The 21840-nt window shown below is 40.8% G+C and carries 17 protein-coding genes; 10 read left to right on the forward strand and 7 right to left on the reverse strand.

Features of this window, described 5'->3' with window-relative positions; all coding sequences use genetic code 11:
* Window positions 1–147 precede the first annotated feature (147 nt).
* The 3 genes from AN214_RS14180 (at window position 148) to AN214_RS14190 (ending at window position 2527) form a co-directional block, all read left to right on the forward strand.
* Entirely contained in the window at window positions 148–690 is a 543-nt protein-coding gene (locus AN214_RS14180) for a DUF2058 domain-containing protein (protein ID WP_010562096.1), read from the forward strand.
* Window positions 691–987: 297 nt separating this feature from the next.
* A complete protein-coding gene (locus AN214_RS14185; RefSeq protein ID WP_394228488.1) occupies window positions 988–1260 on the forward strand; it encodes a c-type cytochrome in 273 nt (90 codons plus the stop codon).
* Window positions 1261–1342: 82 nt separating this feature from the next.
* Window positions 1343–2527 (forward strand): NAD(P)/FAD-dependent oxidoreductase, encoded by a 1185-nt coding sequence (locus AN214_RS14190; protein WP_054980321.1) that lies wholly within the window; start codon window positions 1343–1345, stop codon window positions 2525–2527.
* 176 nt (window positions 2528–2703) lie between these two features.
* Here AN214_RS14190 and AN214_RS14195 read toward each other — a convergent pair whose 3' ends face one another.
* Window positions 2704–4686: a serine hydrolase gene (locus tag AN214_RS14195; protein WP_054980322.1), complete on the reverse strand. Its 1983-nt coding sequence runs from the start codon at window positions 4684–4686 to the stop codon at window positions 2704–2706.
* Window positions 4687–4873: 187 nt separating this feature from the next.
* Here AN214_RS14195 and AN214_RS14200 point away from each other — a divergent pair, with 187 nt between their 5' ends.
* The 4 genes from AN214_RS14200 (at window position 4874) to AN214_RS14215 (ending at window position 10111) form a co-directional block, all read left to right on the forward strand.
* Entirely contained in the window at window positions 4874–6922 is a 2049-nt protein-coding gene (locus AN214_RS14200) for a winged helix-turn-helix domain-containing protein (RefSeq protein WP_054980323.1), read from the forward strand.
* Window positions 6923–7107: 185 nt separating this feature from the next.
* Window positions 7108–8046: an HlyD family secretion protein gene (locus AN214_RS14205; protein WP_054980324.1), complete on the forward strand. Its 939-nt coding sequence runs from the start codon at window positions 7108–7110 to the stop codon at window positions 8044–8046.
* Complete coding sequence (locus tag AN214_RS14210) at window positions 8043–8972, forward strand: ABC transporter ATP-binding protein (RefSeq protein ID WP_054980325.1); 930 nt, start codon at window positions 8043–8045, stop codon at window positions 8970–8972. Before AN214_RS14205 ends, AN214_RS14210 begins: the two co-directional genes overlap by 4 nt.
* Window positions 8969–10111 carry an ABC transporter permease gene (locus AN214_RS14215; RefSeq protein ID WP_054980326.1) on the forward strand — a complete coding sequence of 381 codons (1143 nt, stop codon included), beginning with the start codon at window positions 8969–8971 and terminating at the stop codon, window positions 10109–10111. Before AN214_RS14210 ends, AN214_RS14215 begins: the two co-directional genes overlap by 4 nt.
* Here the strand turns inward: AN214_RS14215 and AN214_RS14220 are convergent.
* The 4 genes from AN214_RS14220 to recQ all read right to left on the reverse strand — a co-directional run bounded on the left by AN214_RS14220 (window position 10108) and on the right by recQ (window position 15397).
* On the reverse strand, window positions 10108–11832 hold the full coding sequence (locus tag AN214_RS14220) for a BamA/TamA family outer membrane protein (protein WP_054980327.1): 1725 nt from the start codon (window positions 11830–11832) through the stop codon (window positions 10108–10110). The two genes, AN214_RS14215 and AN214_RS14220, sit on opposite strands and share 4 nt — an antisense overlap.
* 120 nt (window positions 11833–11952) lie before the next feature.
* The gene (locus tag AN214_RS14225; protein WP_152960774.1) at window positions 11953–13221 is read right to left on the reverse strand and encodes an amidohydrolase family protein; all 1269 of its coding nucleotides are present in this window, start codon (window positions 13219–13221) and stop codon (window positions 11953–11955) included.
* A gap of 61 nt (window positions 13222–13282) precedes the next feature.
* Window positions 13283–13558 carry a DUF3630 family protein gene (locus tag AN214_RS14230; protein WP_054980329.1) on the reverse strand — a complete coding sequence of 92 codons (276 nt, stop codon included), beginning with the start codon at window positions 13556–13558 and terminating at the stop codon, window positions 13283–13285.
* Between the two features lie 15 nt (window positions 13559–13573).
* Entirely contained in the window at window positions 13574–15397 is a 1824-nt protein-coding gene (gene recQ / locus AN214_RS14235; protein ID WP_200911136.1) for a DNA helicase RecQ, read from the reverse strand.
* 158 nt (window positions 15398–15555) lie between these two features.
* On the opposite strand from recQ, the gene rarD reads away from it, so the two are divergent.
* Window positions 15556–16446 carry an EamA family transporter RarD gene (gene rarD / locus AN214_RS14240; RefSeq protein ID WP_054980341.1) on the forward strand — a complete coding sequence of 297 codons (891 nt, stop codon included), beginning with the start codon at window positions 15556–15558 and terminating at the stop codon, window positions 16444–16446.
* Here the strand turns inward: rarD and AN214_RS14245 are convergent.
* The gene (locus AN214_RS14245) at window positions 16433–17665 is read right to left on the reverse strand and encodes a response regulator (RefSeq protein ID WP_054980330.1); all 1233 of its coding nucleotides are present in this window, start codon (window positions 17663–17665) and stop codon (window positions 16433–16435) included. The two genes, rarD and AN214_RS14245, sit on opposite strands and share 14 nt — an antisense overlap.
* A 291-nt stretch (window positions 17666–17956) precedes the next feature.
* On the opposite strand from AN214_RS14245, the gene AN214_RS14250 reads away from it, so the two are divergent.
* Window positions 17957–18892 carry a porin gene (locus AN214_RS14250; RefSeq protein WP_010562084.1) on the forward strand — a complete coding sequence of 312 codons (936 nt, stop codon included), beginning with the start codon at window positions 17957–17959 and terminating at the stop codon, window positions 18890–18892.
* A gap of 82 nt (window positions 18893–18974) precedes the next feature.
* On the opposite strand, the gene hemH is transcribed toward AN214_RS14250, so the two are convergent.
* Window positions 18975–19994 (reverse strand): ferrochelatase, encoded by a 1020-nt coding sequence (gene hemH, locus AN214_RS14255; RefSeq protein ID WP_054980331.1) that lies wholly within the window; start codon window positions 19992–19994, stop codon window positions 18975–18977.
* Between the two features lie 208 nt (window positions 19995–20202).
* On the opposite strand from hemH, the gene AN214_RS14260 reads away from it, so the two are divergent.
* Window positions 20203–21402: an ectonucleotide pyrophosphatase/phosphodiesterase gene (locus AN214_RS14260; RefSeq protein ID WP_054980332.1), complete on the forward strand. Its 1200-nt coding sequence runs from the start codon at window positions 20203–20205 to the stop codon at window positions 21400–21402.
* The last annotated feature ends 438 nt before the right edge of the window (window positions 21403–21840 follow it).

Here is a 21840-nt window from a genome sequence, read left to right on the forward strand (position 1 = left end):
GTTGTTTATAACGGCCAAATTGTACCTTATTTTTAATTACTTAACCTTAGTTCAAAGTAACTTTTCTTTGATTTAAGTTATGCTGGCTTCACATCTGGTGAATGGCTGTTATAAAATAACGCTAATACTTTTATAAGAGAATTAATCATGGGTTCATTACAAGATCAGTTGCTAAAAGCAGGCCTTACTACTGAGCATAATATGAAGGTTGCTAAGTCAGAAAAGCGTAAACAAAACAAAAAGAAGAAGAAAAAAGGCGCAACCAGTAACCCAACCGATTTGCAAAAGCATATTGAGCAAACTAAAGCTGAGCAAGCTAAAAAAGCAGCTGAAGTAAATGCGCAGAAGCAGGCTGAACTAAAAGAAAAAGAGCAGGTAGCTCGCGTTAAACAAATTCTAGAGCATCACAACCAAGACGAAATTAGTGGTGATGTTACCTTTAACTTTACCTTTGAAAGCAAAATTAAAGAACTTGAAGTTAATGAAATTACTCACAAACAACTGGTAAAAGGTTTGTTGGCTATTTGCTATTTAGAGGGCAAGTTCTATGTACTGCCTGATGAACCTGCACGCAAAATTGCTGAGGTAGACGAAAAATATATTGTACTGCATGCAGAGCCGGAAAAAGATCAAAAGGATGAAGATGATCCTTACGCAGACTTTGAAATACCAGATGACATCATGTGGTAATCCACTGTGTAAAAAATGCCTCATTTATTGAGGCATTTTTGTTTGTGGTTAAGTAAATAAATTTGATCAAACGCAAGGTAACGTTCGCTTAGCGACTCAATCTTGTATGCTTGTTTGTTTTTTATACGGATTTGTCTTTACAAAACAGTATGAAAGTGGTCTACAATAGGTTAGTGCGAGTTTAACTTGTTGATTCAACAGTATATTGCAATTGAGAATTATTTACCGTCGAGATGGAATTATAATATGAATAAACTTTCAAAAACGCTCAGTGTAGCGGCTTTAACACTTGTGGGCATGGCGTCAGGCAATGCAATCGCAGCGGATGGTGCGGCACTTTATACAGCTAAAATGTGCCAAACGTGTCATGGTGCTGAAGGTAAAGCGCCAATTATGCCTCTTTACCCTAAACTTGCAGGTCAAAACAAAGAGTACGCTTTAGCTCAAATGAAAGACATTAAATCTGGCAAGCGTAACAATGGCATGGCTTCTGCGATGAAGGCAATGGTTGCTAATGTTACTGATGAAGAGCTAGAAGCAATTGCTGATTATTTATCTAAAGTAAAATAATTACTTTATTGATTCAAAAAGCCGCAGATGCGGCTTTTTTTGTTTATAATGCGCGGCCAAAATAGCGAAGCGGGTAATAAAAATGGTTCAGGTTGATGTATTAGTTATTGGTGCAGGTGCCGCAGGTTTAATGTGTGCCGCACAAGCAGGTTACCGTGGACGCTCAGTAACTGTGATTGACATGGGTAAAAAACCGGGCCGTAAAATCCTGATTAGTGGCGGCGGCCGTTGTAATTTTACCAACGAAAATGCCTCGCCAGAAAATTATCTGTGTACTAATCCGCACTTTGTTAAATCGTGTTTAAGCCGCTATACCCAACATGACTTTATTGAACTCGTTGATCGCCATGGCCTTGCCTATCATCACAAAACACTCGGTCAGCTATTTTGCGATAACTCAGCGCAAGATATAGTTGATATTTTATTAACCGAATGCGAATGGGCGGGGGTGACAATCCAACTTCGCCAAGAAGTATTGAGCGTAGAAAAAACAGAGAATGGTTTTACAGTAACAACCAGTGAAGCAAGCTATAGCTGTGAATCGCTGGTGGTGGCTTCTGGTGGTTTAACTATGCCAAAACTAGGTGCAACACCAATCGGTTATAAAATTGCAGAGCAGTTTGGCTTAGATGTATTGCCAACAATGGCTGCTTTAGTGCCTTTCACGTTGCATCAGCACGATAAGGTACGTTTTGAAGCTTTATCTGGTATTAGTGTACCGAGTATTGTGACAGCAGACGACGGCACACAGTTTAAAGAAAATATTTTGTTTACGCACCGAGGCTTATCGGGGCCAGCAACACTGCAAATCTCATCGTTTTGGCGTGCGGGTCAGGCGATATCAATCAACCTGTTACCAGAGCTAGAACTTGCGGGTGAAATTCATACACAACGTCAATCAAATGGCCAAAAATCACTTAAAAATATGCTTGGGAGTTTGTTACCAAAGCGTTTTATTGAAATTTTAGTAACGGGTGGTGATATTCCTGATAAAGCGATTAATCAGTTATCTCATACTGAAATTGAACAATTATCTGATTTTATTCATAACTGGAAAATAAAACCTAATGGAACAGAGGGTTATAGAACCGCTGAAGTTACTTTAGGTGGTGTAAATAGCGCCGAATTAAGCTCTAAAACATTTGAAGCGAATAAAGTTAAAGGGCTTTATTTTATTGGTGAAGTCACCGAAGTAACCGGTTGGCTCGGGGGTTATAATTTCCAGTATGCGTGGAGCTCCGGCTGGGCGTGCGGCCAAGCTTGTTGAATAATTTCTGATAATTAAAACGAAGACAATTGAAATTACATAAAAGACAACCTCTTAGCAAATTAGTGTTGATTTAATCAGTATAGTAAGACCTCTTGGATGCTTTTGGGTTATAAGCAGCAAAGAAGGGTTAGTTCAACGAACTAGCCCTTCTTAGGCTCAAATGATTAACTTTACTAACTAACAAACGCTGGAATAACGACATCTGAAATTTGTTTCATTATGGTGTCTTCTCTGTCATGACCAGTAATAGCGATGACTAAGTTAAGCTCATCAACTACGATTACGCGGTTTCCACCACCGCCCCATGCGACATTAAGGTCATATGTTTTACCTTCAACAACTACAGGCATACTGTACCAGTAGTAACCATAACGGTATTCATCAGGCATCCAGTCTTCAGTTGGCTTGATGATATTACTTGTTGCTTTGCTTAGGTAAGCTGGCGAAATAAACTGTTCTTCTTGCCATTTACCATTATTGACAACAATACTACCAAGTTTAAGCATGTCCCGTGACGTTAACCTAACCATCCACCCTGCTTGTGGTAAGCCACTTATGTGTGTGTCCCATTTATAATTAGAGATGTTTAGCTTGTCTAGTATCTCAGTTTTGATAAATGCTTGCGCACCGCCAGGAACTACCGCATCGATTACAGTCATGACAAGCATTGGATTGAAATTACCGTATTTATACGATTGCGTTTCTTCAGTGATTGCAGCGCTTTCTTGTAAAATCCTTTGCACTAGTTTTTGGCCTTCTAATTGCTCTGGAGCTTTTTCAATTTCTTTCCATTTATCACGATCAATTGTTAAACCACCTTGCATCGTTAGTGCTTTATGTAGCGTAATCTTATCGGCGCCAGCGACTAGTTTGCTTGTGTCTAATTCTTTTAAGAAGCTGATTAGCGGTTTATGTAAGTCGGCCATGGATAAATAGCCTAACTGGATTGCACGGCCAACGATCAAGCTCGTATATCCTTTCGTTGCTGAAGCTTGTCCATGAGCTAACCCAAAGCGGCCTCTTTGGTGGTAGCTTTCAAAAACAAGTTTATTGTTCTTAGCAATTAACAAACTGTCGTATTTTCCATGTTTTCCTTCGCCAATTTCTTTTGTTAGGTTAATAATCGCTGATGCCTTATCTTTTGAAAGAGGTAGCTTCCCTGCAACTAGGCTGTTATCCGTCGATACTGGCTTGGTGTTCGTATATGCTTTTGTCAAGACAGGGGTATTCCAAAGAGAACCTGAAGCTTGCTCCGCTGTTGGCGATGGGCCTAGTTTGGCTAGATATTTTTTAATGTGATCTGGTTTTAGTTCTTCAATGACCTTTGCATCTACCCAATAGGTATCTACATTGCGGTCATCACCATTACGATTAAAGAATAAGTACTTCCCATCAGGTGATAATTGAGCTGCGAACTCATTTTCTAAAGTATTGACATTGTCACCAAATTTAATAGCTTCCCCCCAAGAACCATCTAATTGTTTGAAACTAATAAATAGATCCGAATTACGGGTATCTTCACCTCTTTGACCATCCCAAATGACATAGCTTTCGTCAGGTGCGATAAAAGGATGAGCATTCCAAGTACCTGTATTAATTTCTTTAGGGAATGGTTTTGGCTTGCTTAGCTTGCCGTTTTCCATGGTTGAATAGCGCAATAATCCTTTTCCGTCTTTAGTGGCTTCATCAAATGTGACCATTCCGTTGAGAGAAGAGGTTACACGCATAATACGGTAAGGCTCAAAATCTGGGCCTAGTTTTTTCATTTCTGACCAACCATCTGTTGTACGTTCTTTGTAACCTCTGCCAAAAAACATGATTTTGTTATTCGGAGATAACGTCGGCGTACCAACACGTTTTGAAATCACACGCTCATTCCAATTTTCACCGTCTTTTTCATATACGACAAATTGTTGTTCTGGTTTTGTGTCAGCATTTACTTCTCGAACCATGTACACTTCTTTCATGTTTGGTGCGAAAACAACGCCATATTCCCAGCCTTTTGTTGAGATAATGTCTGGTGCAAATACTTCAGCTGTTAATCCCGGCGCTTTTTGCCCTAGATAAGGCCCCGTTAATTTAGTTTCAACAGAAGCCACACTACTTAAACTAGTCAATAAGGCGATTGTTATTATGTTTTTGCTAGGTAAATTCATTGTCTTTCTCTCTTTCCTTAGTCACTTGGATTGATAGTAAATAACTATTGCTCCAACTTGCCTGTATGCGACCTGACGTACATGAAAAAAACCTGACGTTTAGCTGATTTCTTTATTTTTTCTTTATTTTGAGGCAAAGTGCGAGGTAAGATTTGACGCATAACGAATAAGGACCGCCGTCTCTTTTATGACCAAAGCGTTTTGGGTAAATAACTACTTTATTGATGTTTCGCGTAACCAAATAGAGCATCAACAACAGGCTATGCCTATTCCACCAAAAGCACTTAAGGTGTTAGAAGTTTTGGCTTCACGCGCTGGCGAAGTAGTGAGTCATGATGAGCTTATGGATATCGTTTGGGAAAACAGCGTTGTTGGCCCTAATACGTTACAAAGAGCGATTGCTCAATTGCGAAAAGCATTTGGTGACGATAGTAAAAGACAAGCGTTTATCAAAACCCACGCAAAAAAGGGATATAGCTTAGAAGCCAATGTTCGTTGGGAAAATATTGAAACAAAGCAAACCCCGCCGTTAATCCCTGAGCAATCTAAGTTGAGAAAAAACGGGTTGTTATTTGCTGTTATTACTCTCGCTATTTTATCGCTTATTATTCTATGGCCATCTAAACCTGTTATTTATGATCAAGTAACACCGCTTACGGCCAGTGATGAACAAGAATACAATGCTGCCTATTCTCCTGATGGCAAATACTTAGTCTTTAATCGATTTGTCGGACAGTGTGAAAGTCATTTGTGGGCAAAAGATCTGAACAATAATCAAGAGCAGCGATTAAGTATAAAGCCTGGACACTATAGTCAATTGAGCTGGTCTTCGGACGGTTCTCAGCTAGCATTTGTGCTGCAATCAAATTGCTCTGATACACCAACAGAAATCAAACAGTGTTGGCAATTACAAACTTTGGATTTTGCTCATGCGTGGAACGGCAACGCAAACAATAAGTTGCGTTATGACTGTGCAGAAATAAAAACAACTCATCCAACATGGTTAAATGACGGACGTATTGCTTTACTTCAATACCCTGAGCCTGAGAGTAATCAACCTGAGCTTGTTATCTACGATGCGGTTTCAGATCAAATATCGCAGGTATCACATGATCATGCTGGGCGCATCTACTCATTAGACTATTCGCGTAAATTAGGCCTTTTGGCAACGGTGACATTAGGTAGCGAAAACGCCAATGTTGTGAGAACTTTAACACTATCGGGTGAAGTTAAAAGTGAGGCGGAAATTAAGCGCCATGAAAGTCATTCAGTGTATGAGCGCTTTTCGATTAAGTTTGCTCCTGACGGTAGTCATTTTATTACTGATATAGAAGGCAAGATCTATCGTTTAGATTTAGATGGTAAGCTATCGTTAATGCATCCAGTTACTCATACAGGGTTGTGGACACCGAGCTACCACCCAGACCAAACAAAATTTGCTGTGACCTATGGTACTAAAGATTTTGATATTGGTTATTTAACCTTGGATGGTGAGCAAGCTGGATTTGATGTTTTTTCTCGTTCTACTGTGCCAGATATTGATGCGAAGTTTCAGCCTGGTGGTGATTTAATTGCTTTTGTTTCTTTTCGTTCAGGAGAGCGTCAATTATGGCTCAAAGACAATAATAAAACCTACCAACTAACTAAATTCGAACAAGGCCTCAATAGCACGCGATATGATTGGGCTCCGAATGGTAAGAGTTTAGTAGTGAACGTTAATAATCAAATCGCTTTAGTCAATTTAGATGGCAGTTATCAAATAGTAGAGTCGCCTGTTGCTGCGCGTTTGGTGTTACCTTGGACAATTTCACATAAATTGCTAGTCATAGATAATCAATCAGATCAACAGCAATTATTTGATATTGACCTTAACACAGGTGAGACAGCCGACCTCAATATTCAAAACGTTTCGTGGGCAACGTACATCAAAGATAATCAAATTGTTTACGTAGATCTGCAAGGAAATTTCTGGCTTCAAGCAAATAATGAAACGCAGGCACTTACAATGCTTAATCAAAAGCTAGAAGGTAATTATGCGTTACCTATCGGTGATAACATCTACGGTCTTGATCTAAAAGCTAATTTCTGGCGTTACAATTTAACTAATCATAAACTAGAAACAGTGGCTACATTAGACAAAGACACCTCTTACATCAGCGATATTAAAGGTGACAAGATACTAGCGACTAAGTTTATCGGGGGGCGTAGAGAGCTTGTTGAGTATAGTCAGCGTTAATTGACTATTGAGCGCTCATAATTAATCCGAGTTAAGTTTAAACCTCTTCTTTTATATCGAGCAAACTTGATGTAACCCATGTTTGCTCATTAAAAACACACCTTTCATAATTTAAATAGTTTATTGTTTACGCTTTTTTGCTAGCTTAAAGACTCGCCTTTATTTTTGATAGGGAGTTCAGGCTGATGAAAGCGTGGTTTAGTATTTTAATGTTCGTTTTATTAGTTGGGTGCAGTGATGAACAGAGTGTTGCTCTTGGCACGTTAGAGCGTGACCGCATTACCCATTCGGCAACGGTCAATGAGGTGTTGATTGCATTGCCAGTAGAGCGTGGCAGAATGGTTAAACAAGGGGATGTGCTAGCGCAATTAGATAATACTAAGCAATTAGCCCGTGTTGCCAAAGTGAAAGCCGATTTAGAGTCTGCGAATGCACATTTTATTAAACTTAAAAACGGTGCGCGCGAAGAAGAAGTAGCAAGAGCGCAAGCCACGCTTGCTGCTAATAAAGCTAACTTGGTAGAGGCGCAGCAGAACTACCACCGTGCGGTTGAAATTGTGGCAAAAGATCTCGCACCTAAAATCAGCCTAGACAGTGCAAAAGCCAATTTAGATGCAGCAACCGCTAATGTTGAAGCGGCAAAACAGCAATTAACTGAACTTACTAATGGCACGCGAGTGGAAGATTTACAAGTCGCCGCGGCAAATGTCAAAGCGCAGCAAGCGTTACTTAGCGCAGAAGAAAAATTACTAAGCGAACTTAATATCACCGCAACCCGTGATGGCCTTTTGGATAACTTACCTTGGAATTTAGGCGAACGCGTTACGTTAGGTAGCCCTGTTGCGATTGTGCTTGCTGGCGAAGCGCCTTTCGCGCGTATTTATTTGCCACAACAAGCGCGGGCAAAATTAAAAGTGGGCGATAACCTACAGCTTGTTATTGCAGAGCAATCAGGGCAAATAAATGGCACTGTGCGTTGGCTTTCCCATGAAGCTGCTTTTACCCCGTATTATGGTCTAAATCAGTATGACCGTACCCGTTTAATGTACCTTGCTGAAGTCCAGTTACCATCAAAATACAAAGATTTACCCTCTGGCTTGCCGGTTGAGGCAAAATTGCCATGAGTGACGCGGTTATAAATGCGAATGGATTAACCAAACAGTTTGGTGAAGTAACTGCTGTTAATCAGCTTGATTTAACCATAAATAAAGGCGAAGTTTACGGTTTTTTAGGGCCCAATGGTTGCGGTAAAACTACGGCCATTCGTATGTTAACCGGGCTTTTAATGCCCACAAGTGGTGATGTATCAGTACTTGGTTTATCACTGCCAAAACAAGCTAATTTACTGCGTTATAAAATTGGCTATATGACGCAAAAATTCTCACTTTATGATGATTTGACCGTGGCGGAAAATCTTGCATTTTTAGCGGATGCGTACAGTTTAAAAGGCCAGTATAAACGCAGCCGTATTGATGAGTTGTTATCAATTTATGATTTAGCAGCAAGAGCAAATCAGCTTGCCGGCAGTATGAGTGGCGGGCAAAAGCAGCGCTTAGCCTTAGCTGGCGCTACCATTCATAAGCCTGAATTACTTTTTTTAGATGAACCAACCTCAGCAGTAGACCCAGAAAATCGCCGCGATTTTTGGGAGAAGCTATTTGATTTAAGTGAGTTGGGCACGAGCATTTTGGTCTCAACCCATTACATGGATGAAGCCGAGCGCTGCCATAAATTGGCAATTTTAGAAAAAGGCATTAAGCGAGCCGATGATTCGCCAGAACAGTTAATGGCTAATCTAAATTGCCAAGTTGTTGAAGTAGAGGTGAACAATTCGCGTAGCACTAAACGTAGCTTAGAATCACATCAGCATATTCATTCCGCGACTCAGCTTGGCGCAAGGCTTAGGGTGCTTGTTGATAATTTAGTTAATGATGCTGAAACATTGCTTTTGCAATTTGACGATGTAGTTGCCGCGAAAGCGGTGCGCCCGAACCTTGAGGATGTGTTTGTTAGCGTAACGGGTGAGCACAATCGGGAGCAAACGATATGAACCTATCTCGCATTTTTTCGATTGTTAAAAAAGAGCTGCTCCAGCTAAAGCGCGACAAAACCACCTTTGCTATGGTGGTGATGATCCCTTTAGTCCAGTTGTTATTATTTGGTTTTGCGATTAATACGCAAATTCGTGATATTCCCGTTGCGGTGGTAGATCAAAGTAATTCGGCGCTTGGTCGCGTACTTATACAAACGGTTGAAGCCGGTCAAACGGTTAAAGTGGTTGCCAAATACCCCAATGTTAGCTTGGCGGAAAAAGCCATGGCGCAAGCAAAAGTAAGAGCCGTTTTGATTATTCCGCGCGACGTTGCTGAGCGCCTTTCTCGCCATCAAGCACTAGGCAGCGCAACGCCAAGTTCAAGTAATTACCAGCTGGTTAGGCCGATTGGGCAATGGCTGGTGGACGGCTCTGACACTATGATCACAGGGGCAATTAAAGGGCTTGCCAATATGCCGCTTGGTGAATTAATGAAGCAGCCTGTTAATCGGCAGGTGACCACCTTTGCGGTAACGCCATATTACAATCCTGCCCAGCGCAGTGTCGTGAATATTGTGCCGGGGCTAGTAGGGGTTATTTTAACTATGACCATGGTGATGTTTACCTCCGCGGCAATTGTGCGCGAGCGAGAGCGCGGCAATTTAGAAATGCTAATAAATACACCAATCAGTTCGTTTGAGTTGATGCTCGCGAAGATAATTCCGTTTATTTTTATTGGCGCACTGCAAGTAACGATTATTTTGTCACTAGGTTATTTAGTGTTTGATGTCAAAGTAGTCGGGTCGTTATTGCAGCTTGGGCTGATGACCTTGTTGTTTATCTCAGCCAGCTTAGTATTAGGATTAATCATTTCAACCATTGCAAAATCCCAACTGCAAGCCATGCAATTAACGGTGTTTGTGTTGTTACCGTCTATTTTACTCTCAGGTTTTATGTTCCCGTATGAAGGCATGCCGGAAGTCGCCCAATATATTGCCGAAGGGTTACCTGCAACGCATTACATTAGAGCCATGCGGGCGATTGTACTGCGCGATGTGGAAGTAAGTGAGATGACCTATGATGCCCTTTGGTTAATGGGTTTTACTTTGCTGGGTTTGCTCATTGCGTCATTGCGGTTTAAAAAACAGTTAGATTAAAAACGATTTTTAACTTTAATCACCCACTGTACCGTATCGATTTCGTCGTCTTTATCGAGCGGGAAGGCAAGGTCGATATGAATGACGGTTTTTGCAGTTGCACGGCTTGGCGCTAAGCGTAAGCCAATGCCCGCGTCTTTTAAAAATTGGCCATTTTCGCCGTTGTTTTTATCGGGAAACCAAGCGCGACCCACATCAAAAAAAACAGCACCACCTACTTTAAACAGTTGCAGTAAGTGATACTCCCAGTAATAGCGCTTTTCAAGATTGAGCAACACAGAGCGGTCGCCCATTTGGTAGTGTAGTGGATAACCTCTAAGGCCTGTATCACCGCCTAGAGTCAGTTGTTGGTCGGCTGTTAGGTTGCCACCATAGCGCAGTGAAAGATTAGCAAACCATGCACGATAGCTGCTGCTATTGTAGAGAAAATTGGTGTCTAAGTAGGCGTGTAGGTTTTCGCTTTTTTGTTGCTCTGTGTTCCAATAGCCATGCACTCCGGTGTACAAGCGCCACAGCATACTATCATTTAAATGAAACGCTTTTGCGGCGCTGGCTTCAAGTACAACACGGCTATCGTCATCAGCAAGGCTTTCATCTGAATAGCCGAGTCGGGCAAATACATTCCAACCTAAATTTAAATCTTCGGTGCGGCCAATTGAGTCAAAGTTGCTCAAGGTAATGTATCTATCTTCAATTAGCTGATAGCCAAGCCAAGGGTAATTGAGCGAGCGATCTTTCGCTAACGGCAAAGTGGTTTCAGCGATTTGTTCAAACTTAAAGTCTTCTTGTTGCCAGCCCACAAGCCAACGGTTCGTCCAGCTGCCCAGCTTACTGCCTTGACCATAGAATACTTGGTTAATTTGATTCTCTTGTTTGAATTCCGATACCACATCACCGCGATAATAAAGCGGTAACTCTTTTGTATCATCTAAGGTAACAGCACCATAACTTTGCTGTGAGGCGAGTGAATAAAAGGGGAGTTTAAAGTCTAAATAGATGCGTTCACCATCGTCATTATCGCTAAATTCAAAACGGCTACGATAGCGGCTGCCCCATATATTTGGGTCGTCATAGATAAAAGTATAGCCAGTACGATCGGCATCGCTGCGCCAGGAAAGCGAAACGCGTTTACCTAAACCAAGCAAGTTTGTATCGCGAAAACCAAGTTGCGTTTTATCCTCGCCGCCGCTGCGGCTATAGCTTATTTCTGGGGTGAGGGTCCACAATTCTTTAGTGGTGATAGTAACCACAATATTGTCATCACAATCACGTTCAGCTTCAATTTTAGCATCGTATAAATAACGTGCATCACGCAAAATGCGTTCTGATTCGCGTAGCAGTTGCTGGTCGTATTTATCACCTTGTTGAAACAGCAATTGCTGCAAAATAACGTGTTCTTTGGTGACGATATTAAGTGTATTTAAACCACGAAATAAAAAGTTATCTTCTTTAGGGTTGTTGGTATCAAAAATATTATGTCGAACGAGTCGAATATCGCTAATGATCGCATTGGGTGCATCGGGTAATTTAGAATTATCAATGCTTTCAATATCAAAGTTACTTTTACGCTCTTTTGGCTGGTCAGCAAGCCATTGGCATTGGCTTAACGAAAAAATATCCGACTTAGACGTGGCGTCTGCTTGCGCTTCGCAATAGCCATAAAATGGTACTAAAACAAGGCAAAAAAGTGCGCTAAAACGGCTAAATTTTAATACAGACATAACGCTCCTTTTTACTTGGGTTTATTTTAATTCTATACCATTAATTTTAGTCTTGCAGAAATTAAAGCAAATAAAAAGCAGCCAATGGCTGCTTATAACTAATTAAAATATAATAATTTATTACTTAACTACTTGGCCTGAACGCATTACGAAAGTGACGTCCATTAACTGCTGTATATCCTGTAATGGCGAGGCCTTAGTGGCGATAATGTCGGCAAATTTACCGCTTTCGATAGTGCCTAGCTGATTTTCCAAACCAAGCAATTTAGCACTGTTAATTGTAGCCGATTTGAGCACTTGTTTTGCTGGCATTCCGGCTTCAACCATTAGTACGGCTTCACGCGCGTTGGTACCGTGTTTTGATACCCCGCTATCGGTACCATAGGCAATGTTTACACCGGCTTTATAGGCATTAAAGAAATTACCTTTCATATCGTTGCCAACGCGGATCGCTTTGGCCTTTATCGCATCGCTCATAAAGTTAGAGTTATTTGCCATTTCAACAACGGTCTCACCAGCAAGCAAAGTAGGCACTAAATAGGCGCCCGTTTTCTTAAACAGTTTATAGGCTTTTTTGCCCGCATAAGAGCCATGTTCGACACTGGCAACACCGGACTCAAGTGCGGCAATAATGCCATCTTCTTGGTGAGCGTGTGCTGCTACTTTTCTACCCATGGTGCTTGCGGCTTTCACTACTTGATCAAGCTCATCGTCTTCCATTTGTTGGCCAGTACCAGTTGCGCGGTCTGTTAATACGCCGCCTGTAGCTGCAACTTTAATCCAGTCAGCACCATACTTTATGGCGTGACGCGTCGCACGGCGACAGTCATAAGGGCCATCGCAGGTAGTTTTTGAGGCAAATTTATCCAGCATTTCATGGTGCACGCCACTGCTATCAAGGTGACCACCTGTAATCGCAACCCCACCTGCAGCAATAATACGCGGCCCGTCAAGCCAGCCTTTGTTTATGGCATCACGCAGGGCATACATATATTGTGGATTGGAACCAAGATCACGCACTGTGGTAAAACCGGCTTCTAAGGTTTTTTTGGCGTAATGTGCACTGCGCATACCGACTAGTTCGGGTGATACTTTGGCAATTTCTGCATCGTTCTCTGGTCCTAGCTCAAATTGCAAATGCACGTGCATATCCATTAAGCCTGGCATTACAAAGCTGTCAGATAAGTCGATCAATTTTTGTTCATTGCCGGCTTGTTGAAAACCAGCTTGAATACTGACGATTTTGTCGTCTTCAATAATAATAGTTTGCTTTGAAAGCGGTGTTTTATCGGCGTGAACCAGTAGTTCGCCTGCGTGAATAAGGGTTTGTGCTGCAAAGCAGTTTGGAACAGCGAATAGGGCGAGCGTGAGTAACGTTTTTTTAAACATGGCTATTATTCTTATTGTTATGTTTTACCTCACGCTAGCATGGTGAAAAGTAATGTCAAAACTAAAGCGATGAATAGAGTTCAGGTAATAAATAGAGGTCTTGCTGACTGTCGCTATTAATCCAAATGCTTTGACTATAGTGTTCAAAGTTTAAATTAAATGAGGTGTTTTTAAATTTGAAGCGCATTAAGTAGCGGTCGGCACCTTGTTCAAATTCTAACGATGAAATCGCATCATTGTGAAGATAAATACTTGCCCACAGCTCAAATTCTTCATCATCTGGCAGTTCAACTGGGGTAATTAAAATATGGTCTGAGAAAAGGGCTTTGCTAGTCATTATATGCTCCAATAATTAGCTGGTTAAATGCATACGAATGGCATTCATAAAGTAGGCGCCATATTTATTGAGTTTGGTAAATCCAACACCCGATACTTTTAAGAATTCGGCATCGCTGGTTGGCATCTTTTGCGCCATTTCAGCAAGCGTAGCATCACTGAATACCACATAAGGTGGTACGTCTTCTGCGTCAGCCAGTTCTTTACGCAAGCCGCGAAGTTTGGCAAATAGCTTTTTATCGTAGTTAAAGCGTGCGAGTTTGTCTTTGTAAACGTGTTTCACTTCAAGTCGCGGCTCGGCTAACTGCAGGGCAAAGTCACCTTTTAATACTGGGCGAGCTGCTTCTGTTAAGCGTAAACTAGATGATTGCGTGATATCTTGGTGCAATAATCCGTGGTGAATAAGTTGACGCAAGATACTCAGCCAATATTCAACTGATTTATCTTTGCCAAGGCCAAACGTTGAAAGTTGGTCGTGTTGGTTTTCGCGAATACGAATGGTATTGGCGCCGCGTAATACTTCAATCACATAACCCATACCAAACTTTTGCTCGACGCGATAAACACAGCTTAATGCTTTTTGAGCCAGCTCAGTACCGTCAAATTGTTTTGGCGGATTTAAGCAAATATCACAGTTTCCGCAAGGCTTACCTTGATACTCAGAAAAATAGTTAAGCAGTATTTGGCGGCGACAGGTTTGCGCTTCAGCAAAACTGGCCATGGCATTAAAGCGCTGCTCTTCTACTTTGCGACGTTGCTCGTCTGGAATATCATCAAAAAAACGTTTTACGCGCGGCACATCGGCAGGGTCAAAGTACATAATGGCTTCGGCTGATAGACCATCACGGCCGGCGCGACCGGTTTCTTGATAGTACGACTCAATGTTTTTAGGAATATCGTAATGAATAACAAAACGCACATTGGGTTTATTAATTCCCATACCAAAGGCAACTGTCGCCACTACGATATGAATATCGTCACGGGCAAAGGCATTTTGCACAAATGTGCGCTGTTCATTTTCAAGCCCTGCATGATAAGACGCTGCGTTATAACCGGCATCAACGAGCTTTTCAGCAATATCGTCAACGCGCTTTCGGCTTGAGCAATAAATAATGCCGCTTTGTCCTTTTTGTTCTTTTAAAAAACGCATTAACTGACTAAGCGGTTTGAATTTTTCTTCAATAGTGTAACGGATATTGGGGCGGTCAAAACTACCCGTATAAATATGGGCGTTAGTAAGACCCAGTTGCATCACAATATCGTTACGCGTGGCAATATCTGCTGTTGCTGTGAGTGCCATAATAGGAATATGGCTAAAGCGTTGTTTAAGCTGCCCTAAACGATAGTAATGAGGCCTAAAGTCATGACCCCAGTGAGAAACACAGTGCGCCTCATCTATGGCAAATAAGCCGATATTTAAATGCTGTAAGCGGGTACTAAAATCGTCAGTAAGCAGACGCTCAGGTGCTACATATAAAATTTTAATTTGGCCTTGGTGCAGGCCTTGATAAATTAATTGCTGTTCTTCGCGCGATTGGCTGTTGTTAATGTATGCTGCTGCAACACCTTGTGCTTTTAGCTGTGCTACTTGATCTTGCATAAGGGAAATAAGCGGCGACACCACAATGGTAATACCGGGTAACAGTAATGCAGGTACTTGGTAACATAATGATTTACCACCACCGGTTGGCATCAAAACCAAACAATCTTGACCTGCAAGCACGGCGTCAATGACTTGCTCTTGCCCAGCACGAAATTGCTTATAGCCAAATACTGAACTTAATACGCTGTGAGGCGTTTGCTGCTGCATTACTGGTTGGGTCGCTTGTTGATTTTCCATTACATTAAGGTGTATTTGATTGGCATTATGTTATCTGCATTGACTTACAAAGCATGCAATTTAGCGAGCGCTAATTCTAAAGTCTTTTTATCGCGCTGTCTTTACTTAAATTGAGCAGATCCCTAAACTGGCGCTCCCTGAGTTGTTGAGTGATTGATATGCAAAGTCAAAAGCAAGGCGTTATTTTTGCCATCGCTGCATTTTTAATGTGGGGGCTCGCCCCAATTTATTTTAAGGCAATAGATCATGTTGCCGCGATGGAAATATTATTGCACCGTGTGGTGTGGTCAGTTTTATTCTTATTAGTAATTCTTACGGTAGTTAAAAAATGGCGTTCGGTTAAAAGTGCGTTGTTTAATGTGAAAACTGCAGGCTGGTTACTGCTTAGCGCCGCACTACTTGGTTTTAACTGGGGGTTGTTTATTTGGTCTGTAAATAATAACCATATGTTAGATGCCAGCTTAGGTTACTACATCAATCCGTTGTTAAATGTGTTGTTGGGTGTGTTGTTTTTATCAGAACGTTTACGCAGATTACAGCTTGTTGCGGTTGTACTGGCGGTAGCTGGCGTGGTTATTCAGCTTGTTAGCTTTGGTTCGTTTCCGGTTATTGCGTTTAGCTTAGCAAGCTCGTTTGCACTTTATGGATTAATTCGTAAGAAATTGCCGGTAGATACCTTGCCAGGTTTGTTGATTGAATCGTTATTTATGTTGCCTGTAGCGCTAATTTATTGGTGGGGGTTAGATACACCAACCAGTGATTTAACCAGTAATAGCGTATCGCTTAATTTATTGTTAATTAGTGCAGGTATTGTGACTACGCTGCCTCTACTTTGTTTCACAGCGGCTGCGCGTCGTATTCAATATTCAACTTTAGGCTTTTTCCAGTACATTGGGCCAAGCTTAATGTTTATTTTGGCTGTACTGTTTTATGGTGAAACCTTTAGTGCCGACCGTATGGTAACCTTTGGTTTTATTTGGTCTGCACTCGCGCTATTTAGTTTTGACTCTTACCGTAACGCAAAGCGCGTAGCGGTTAACCCACAATAACGCGGTTTCTGCCTTGCTCTTTTGCTTGATACAGGCACAAATCAGCAAGCTTTAATATTTCATCTGTACTCTGTGTATCTTTTACGGTTACCCCAATCGAAATGGTTACACAGAGTGTTTGATCTGCACAATCAATTTGCAGCTGACTAACGGTTTCTCTAAATTGCTCAAGCAGTGCTTGATTGTCTTTGTGATTTTCATCTCTAAACAACACGGCAAACTCTTCACCACCTAAGCGAGCAACTAAGTGATCTTTGCCAAACATGGTATCAAATAAACGTGATACTTCCTTTAGCACGATATCGCCAGCATCGTGGCCATAGTTATCGTTTACAGCTTTAAAGTGGTCGATATCGAGCATTGCTACTTGGTGCGCGAACTTTTGACGCTTTAAAAGGGTGTTTGCTTGTTCAAAGAAATAACGACGGTTTGGTAGGCCGGTTAAGTAATCCGAATTAGCCTGACGACGAATGGTGGCAATGTTTTCTTGCATATCCAAGTTTTGGCTTACGCGACAATAAAACTCTTCTGGGTAAAAGGGCTTACGCAGATAATCGTCGGCGCCATTTTTTAAAAAATTAGCCGATACGCGATTATCATCGGTACCTGAAATACCAATAATTACTTTATCTTCAGAATTGAACTTTTCGCGAATTTTACGGGTTAAGGTAACACCATCCATATTTGGCATTTCGTTGTCAGAAATAATCACTTTGATATCGTCAAACTGCGCAAGCTTTTCAAGTGCCGATACACCGTCTTCGGCTTCGGCAATTAAATATTTGTGTCTTAACAAATAGCTTTTAATCAGTTTGCGGGTGTTTCTTGAGTCATCAACAATAAGCACGCGCACATTTTCATTGCGCGGCAAGCGTTTAAGCTGTGTTTCTAGGTAAGTGTATGCTTGGCGGCTCTCTTTGGTGATGTAATCAACAACTGGGTATTGCATGACGGTATCACGGGTTTTGTCGTCTAATTTTCCAGTCATTACAATCGTTGGGATTGATGCGCCAATCGTTAATGGAATGGCTTCACCATTTGATGCATCGGGTAAAACATAATCGACAACTGCGCAGAAGTAATCATTTACTTCAATCAAATCAATCGCGGATGCTAAGCTATCGGCAATATCGACTTGATAGCCAATTCTAAGTGCAACATGTCGTTGTATTTTAGAAATTGAGGGATTGTCTTCAATTAACAATAGTTTAGGCAGCACTGTACTTCGTTATAGTTGTTTCAATTATATTTTTTAGTTTAGTGGCATAAACAAACTCTGTGAAGATATTTTGCTAATTTATTGTTCCTATACATAAACATGACAACTAAATGTCACTTTTCTTAATGTAATTATTCTCTCTCAGATGTTGTATTTATTGGTAAGTGACAATTTGAATACAGAAAAATGAAAAAAAAGTTTCAAGTGTAATATTTCTGTCACGTATTGATGACACACTGCGCCTCGTTCAAATTGATTACAAATATATTTCACTCATTTAGAGGTTTTCACATGAAAAATGTTAAGGCTCCCCTTGCTTTATCTTTACTAGCTGCACTTTCAGCACCTGCAATGGCTGATGTAAACGTTTACGGTAAAGCGAATGTTACAGTACAAAATAGCGATGAAGGCGAAGGCTCTTTTACTGAAATTAAAAGCAACGCGTCTCGTTTTGGTGTAAAAGGCAGTGAGACACTTAGTGAAGAGTCAGGCTTAAAAGTTGTTTATAAGCTTGAGTGGCAAGTTGATATGTCAGATGCTTCAAACAGCAGTGATGACCATCTTAAGTCACGTAACCAATACGTTGGTTTACAAGGCGGTTTTGGTGAAGTATTAATCGGTCGTAACGACACAGCATTAAAGCAATCACAAGGTAAACTAGACTTATTCAACGACCTTGAAGGCGATATTAAAAACGTATTCAAAGGTGAAAACCGTATGGGTGATTCAATCACTTATAAAACACCTAAGTTTAACGGTTTCCAAGTTATTGGCTCTGTAATTGCTGAAGATTCAGCTGACGCTGATAATGGTTACTCAGCAGCAGTAACCTATGGTGATAAAGGCCTTAAAAAATCTGCGATTTACGCATCTGTTGCGGTAGATAGCGAAGTGAAAGGTTATGACGTTGTTCGTGGTTCAATTCACGGCAAAGTAGCGGGTGTTAAGCTAGGTGCAATGTATCAAACACAAGAAAAAATCGACGGCTCTGAGTCAGCAGATGGTTTCTTAGTTAATGCAGCATACAAAATTAACGACTACACATTAAAAGCACAATACCAAGTACTTGAGTTTGATGCGGATGCTGATGACAAAGTAGCAACATCTGTTGGTGTTGATTACAAGCTTAACAAAAACGCAAAACTATTCGCTTTCTACACTAAGCAAGAGAAAGACGAAACGACAGATAACGATTACCTAGCGATTGGTATGGAATACAAGTTCTAATTGAGCTTATATTGCTAACAATAATTTAGGTAAAGAAAAACCCAGCGAGTGCTGGGTTTTTTGTTGTTTATACAGTAGTAAATTACAAATGCTGTTTTATGATTTCATAAAAGGCAGCAATATGATCATCGCGGTCATTTAATGCTGGAATATAACGGTAGTGTTCACCGCCAGCATGTTCAAAAATTTCACGGTTTTCTTCTTCTAATTCTTCCAATGTTTCCAAACAGTCTGAGCTAAATGCAGGGCTGGCAATGGCAATGTTCTTTATGCCATCTTCTTTTGCTAGCTTTTCAAGGGTTTCATCGGTGTAAGGCTTTAACCATTCCGCTTTACCAAAACGGCTTTGAAAGGTAGTAATTACATCGTCTTTGTTAAGTCCTAATTTTTCGACCACTAAACGGCTGGTCATTTGGCAAAAGCAATAATACGGATCGCCTTTTTCTAGGAAAAACTTAGGTGTGCCATGGTAACTAAGTACTAGCTTTTCAGGCATACCATGTTTGTCTAAATCTTCTTTAATGCTGGCGGCAAGGGCATCAATATAATGCGGGTTGTCTTGATAACCGTTAATAAAGTGCAGCTCAGGTACCCAGCGCCAGTTAACAAGCTCACGACTAATGGCATCATAAGTTGAGCCGGTAGTTGAACCGCTGTACTGCGGATACAAAGGCAATACAACAATTTTTTGATAGCCTTTTTCACGAATCTCTTCAAGCACTGATTTGATTGATGGGTTACCGTAGCGCATGGCTAAGAATACTTCGGCGTGATCTAGGCCTTTGTCTTTAAGTAAAGTAGCTAGCTTTGCTTGCTGTTTTTTACTGTAAACCAATAATGGTGAACCGTGTTCAGTCCAAATACCGGCGTAAAGTTTCGCTGAACGTTTTGGGCGAATACGTAAAATAATGCCGTGCAGAATAATTTTCCAAAGCACACGCGGAATTTCAACAATGCGCGGATCAGATAAAAACTCAGCTAAATAGGTCCTAAGCGCCTTTGCTGTGGGTGCATCTGGGCTGCCTAAGTTAGTGAGTAAAACGGCTGTTTTTTTATGAAATCGTTTATGCGGTTCTTCAGTGACGGCAGTGAATCGAGACACGGTAACCCTTACTTAATTTGCTAAATTGAAAAGATTGTATCAAATCTTTTTGGAAAATTGCCCACATTACGATGTGTTAGCTATTTAAGATCAATTTTTTGATACATAGCCCGATCTTAAAGTGAATAAATATAGCTTAGGACAAATGGCCTAGACTTTTGCAATCCAACAAGTTTAGATGGGATAAATTACTATATAAGTAAAGTTAATGAATAAAGTAGTTGTTCTTTTTCTCGTTGTTTTAAGTGCTTTAAGCACGACTGTATTTGCTAAAGAGCAAACCGTCGTTTTGATTTCCCTTGATGGTTTTCGCTGGGATTATATTGAAAAGCATCAAGCAAAGAATTTAGCAAAAATAGCTAAAGCAGGCGTGCGTGCAGAGCGCATGATTCCGGTTTACCCAACTAAAACGTTTCCGAATCATATTTCAATTATTACCGGCTTACAGCCCGCTAATCACGGCATAATTGATAATAAATTTTGTGATAGAAATCGTAAAGAATGCTACAGCATGGGTAAAGGGCGTAACGACAGTACCTGGCTAAACGGGACGCCACTTTGGAACCTTGCTGAAATGCAAGGTGTAAAAGCGGCAACTTACTTCTGGCCAGAATCAGACGCGCGCTTTAATGGTCGTACGCCAAGTTACTTTTATCACTACTCGCAACATAGCGATTATCAGCGCCGCGTAGACCAAATTGTAGACTGGCTGAGCTTACCAAAGTCACAGCGCCCACGTTTTGTTGCAGCTTATTTTTCATTAGTTGATTCAATGGGCCATGATTTTGGCCCTAACGCACAGCAAACATTTGATGCTGTACAAAAAATGGATGCGTTAATTGCCCAATTGGATAAGCGCTTAGCTGAGCTGAATGATCTTAATATTAATTTAGTTTTAGTATCAGATCACGGTATGTCACAAGTTGATCCAAAGCAGACCATTGAAATTAACTCGCTGGGTTTGTCTAAAGATGATTTTCTTATTAAGAACTCAGGAACTCGTGTGCAAATTTATATTAAGCCAAATTCATCTGTGTCTATCGAGAAAACGAAAGCGCAGCTCGTAGCAAATGCGAAAGGACGTTATAGCGTACTTGATAAAAACACACTAGCGAGTCGCGGTGTTAAGTTTGGTGCTCGAGATGCTGATATTATTATTGAAACCACAACACCAAAAACGTTCTCATTTGAAGGAGAGTCAGATTATTTAGGCACGCATGGTTATGCATATACTCAAGAAATGGGAGCATTATTTATAGCAAAAGGACCTGCATTTAAACAAAATACGTCTATTGCTGAGTTTCCTAATCTAGATATTTACCCAACAATTGCGAAAGTACTTGGCTTAAAAATACTTTCACCGGTAGATGGTGATGGCAAAAGCTTGGAAAGTGCACTTGCTCAATAAAGGCCGTAATAGCCACTTCGCTTAAGTATGTAAGCAGGTTTAGCCGACTTAAATAATGCGTTATTTGAGTAAACAGGCATTAAGCGCACAGAAGCTAGGTTAAATGCTTTATTTTTTGCAATAACTTTCCATAAAATTAATTTAATTAGTATGAATTAAGCAAAGGTTAAGTTTAAAAAGGCTAAAGTAAGCTTGAATTCCAATCTCCCTTGGACTTTATTTCCCTTGTTGTTTTTATACAAGCTTTGCCCGCTAACTTTAGCGGGCTTTTTTATGTCTGTTGGAAAGTTTGCTTAGTTAAAAATGTAGGAGTTGACAGAGTTAAGCTAAGGTTAAGTTAGTAAACTTATACTAAAAACCAGTTCCCAATCTCCAAAAGTACTGAGTTTAACTTGGTAACAAAAAGCCCGCATATTGTAGCGGGCTTTTTATTGTATA

Origin of the sequence: Pseudoalteromonas sp. P1-9 (assembly GCF_001399975.1) — a bacterium.
In the GTDB taxonomy this organism is placed as follows: Bacteria; Pseudomonadota; Gammaproteobacteria; order Enterobacterales; family Alteromonadaceae; genus Pseudoalteromonas.

What these genes read in the sequence shown, in the direction of transcription:
- AN214_RS14180 (WP_010562096.1), top strand. Translation starts at nt 148, where the DNA reads ATGGGTTCATTACAAGATCAGTTGCTAAAAGCAGGCCTTACTACTGAG.
- AN214_RS14185 (WP_394228488.1), top strand. Translation starts at nt 988, where the DNA reads ATGGCGTCAGGCAATGCAATCGCAGCGGATGGTGCGGCACTTTATACA.
- AN214_RS14190 (WP_054980321.1), top strand. Translation starts at nt 1,343, where the DNA reads ATGGTTCAGGTTGATGTATTAGTTATTGGTGCAGGTGCCGCAGGTTTA.
- AN214_RS14195 (WP_054980322.1), bottom strand. Translation starts at nt 4,686, where the DNA reads ATGAATTTACCTAGCAAAAACATAATAACAATCGCCTTATTGACTAGT.
- AN214_RS14200 (WP_054980323.1), top strand. Translation starts at nt 4,874, where the DNA reads ATGACCAAAGCGTTTTGGGTAAATAACTACTTTATTGATGTTTCGCGT.
- AN214_RS14205 (WP_054980324.1), top strand. Translation starts at nt 7,108, where the DNA reads ATGAAAGCGTGGTTTAGTATTTTAATGTTCGTTTTATTAGTTGGGTGC.
- AN214_RS14210 (WP_054980325.1), top strand. Translation starts at nt 8,043, where the DNA reads ATGAGTGACGCGGTTATAAATGCGAATGGATTAACCAAACAGTTTGGT.
- AN214_RS14215 (WP_054980326.1), top strand. Translation starts at nt 8,969, where the DNA reads ATGAACCTATCTCGCATTTTTTCGATTGTTAAAAAAGAGCTGCTCCAG.
- AN214_RS14220 (WP_054980327.1), bottom strand. Translation starts at nt 11,832, where the DNA reads ATGTCTGTATTAAAATTTAGCCGTTTTAGCGCACTTTTTTGCCTTGTT.
- AN214_RS14225 (WP_152960774.1), bottom strand. Translation starts at nt 13,221, where the DNA reads ATGTTTAAAAAAACGTTACTCACGCTCGCCCTATTCGCTGTTCCAAAC.
- AN214_RS14230 (WP_054980329.1), bottom strand. Translation starts at nt 13,558, where the DNA reads ATGACTAGCAAAGCCCTTTTCTCAGACCATATTTTAATTACCCCAGTT.
- recQ (WP_200911136.1), bottom strand. Translation starts at nt 15,397, where the DNA reads ATGGAAAATCAACAAGCGACCCAACCAGTAATGCAGCAGCAAACGCCT.
- rarD (WP_054980341.1), top strand. Translation starts at nt 15,556, where the DNA reads ATGCAAAGTCAAAAGCAAGGCGTTATTTTTGCCATCGCTGCATTTTTA.
- AN214_RS14250 (WP_010562084.1), top strand. Translation starts at nt 17,957, where the DNA reads ATGAAAAATGTTAAGGCTCCCCTTGCTTTATCTTTACTAGCTGCACTT.
- AN214_RS14260 (WP_054980332.1), top strand. Translation starts at nt 20,203, where the DNA reads ATGAATAAAGTAGTTGTTCTTTTTCTCGTTGTTTTAAGTGCTTTAAGC.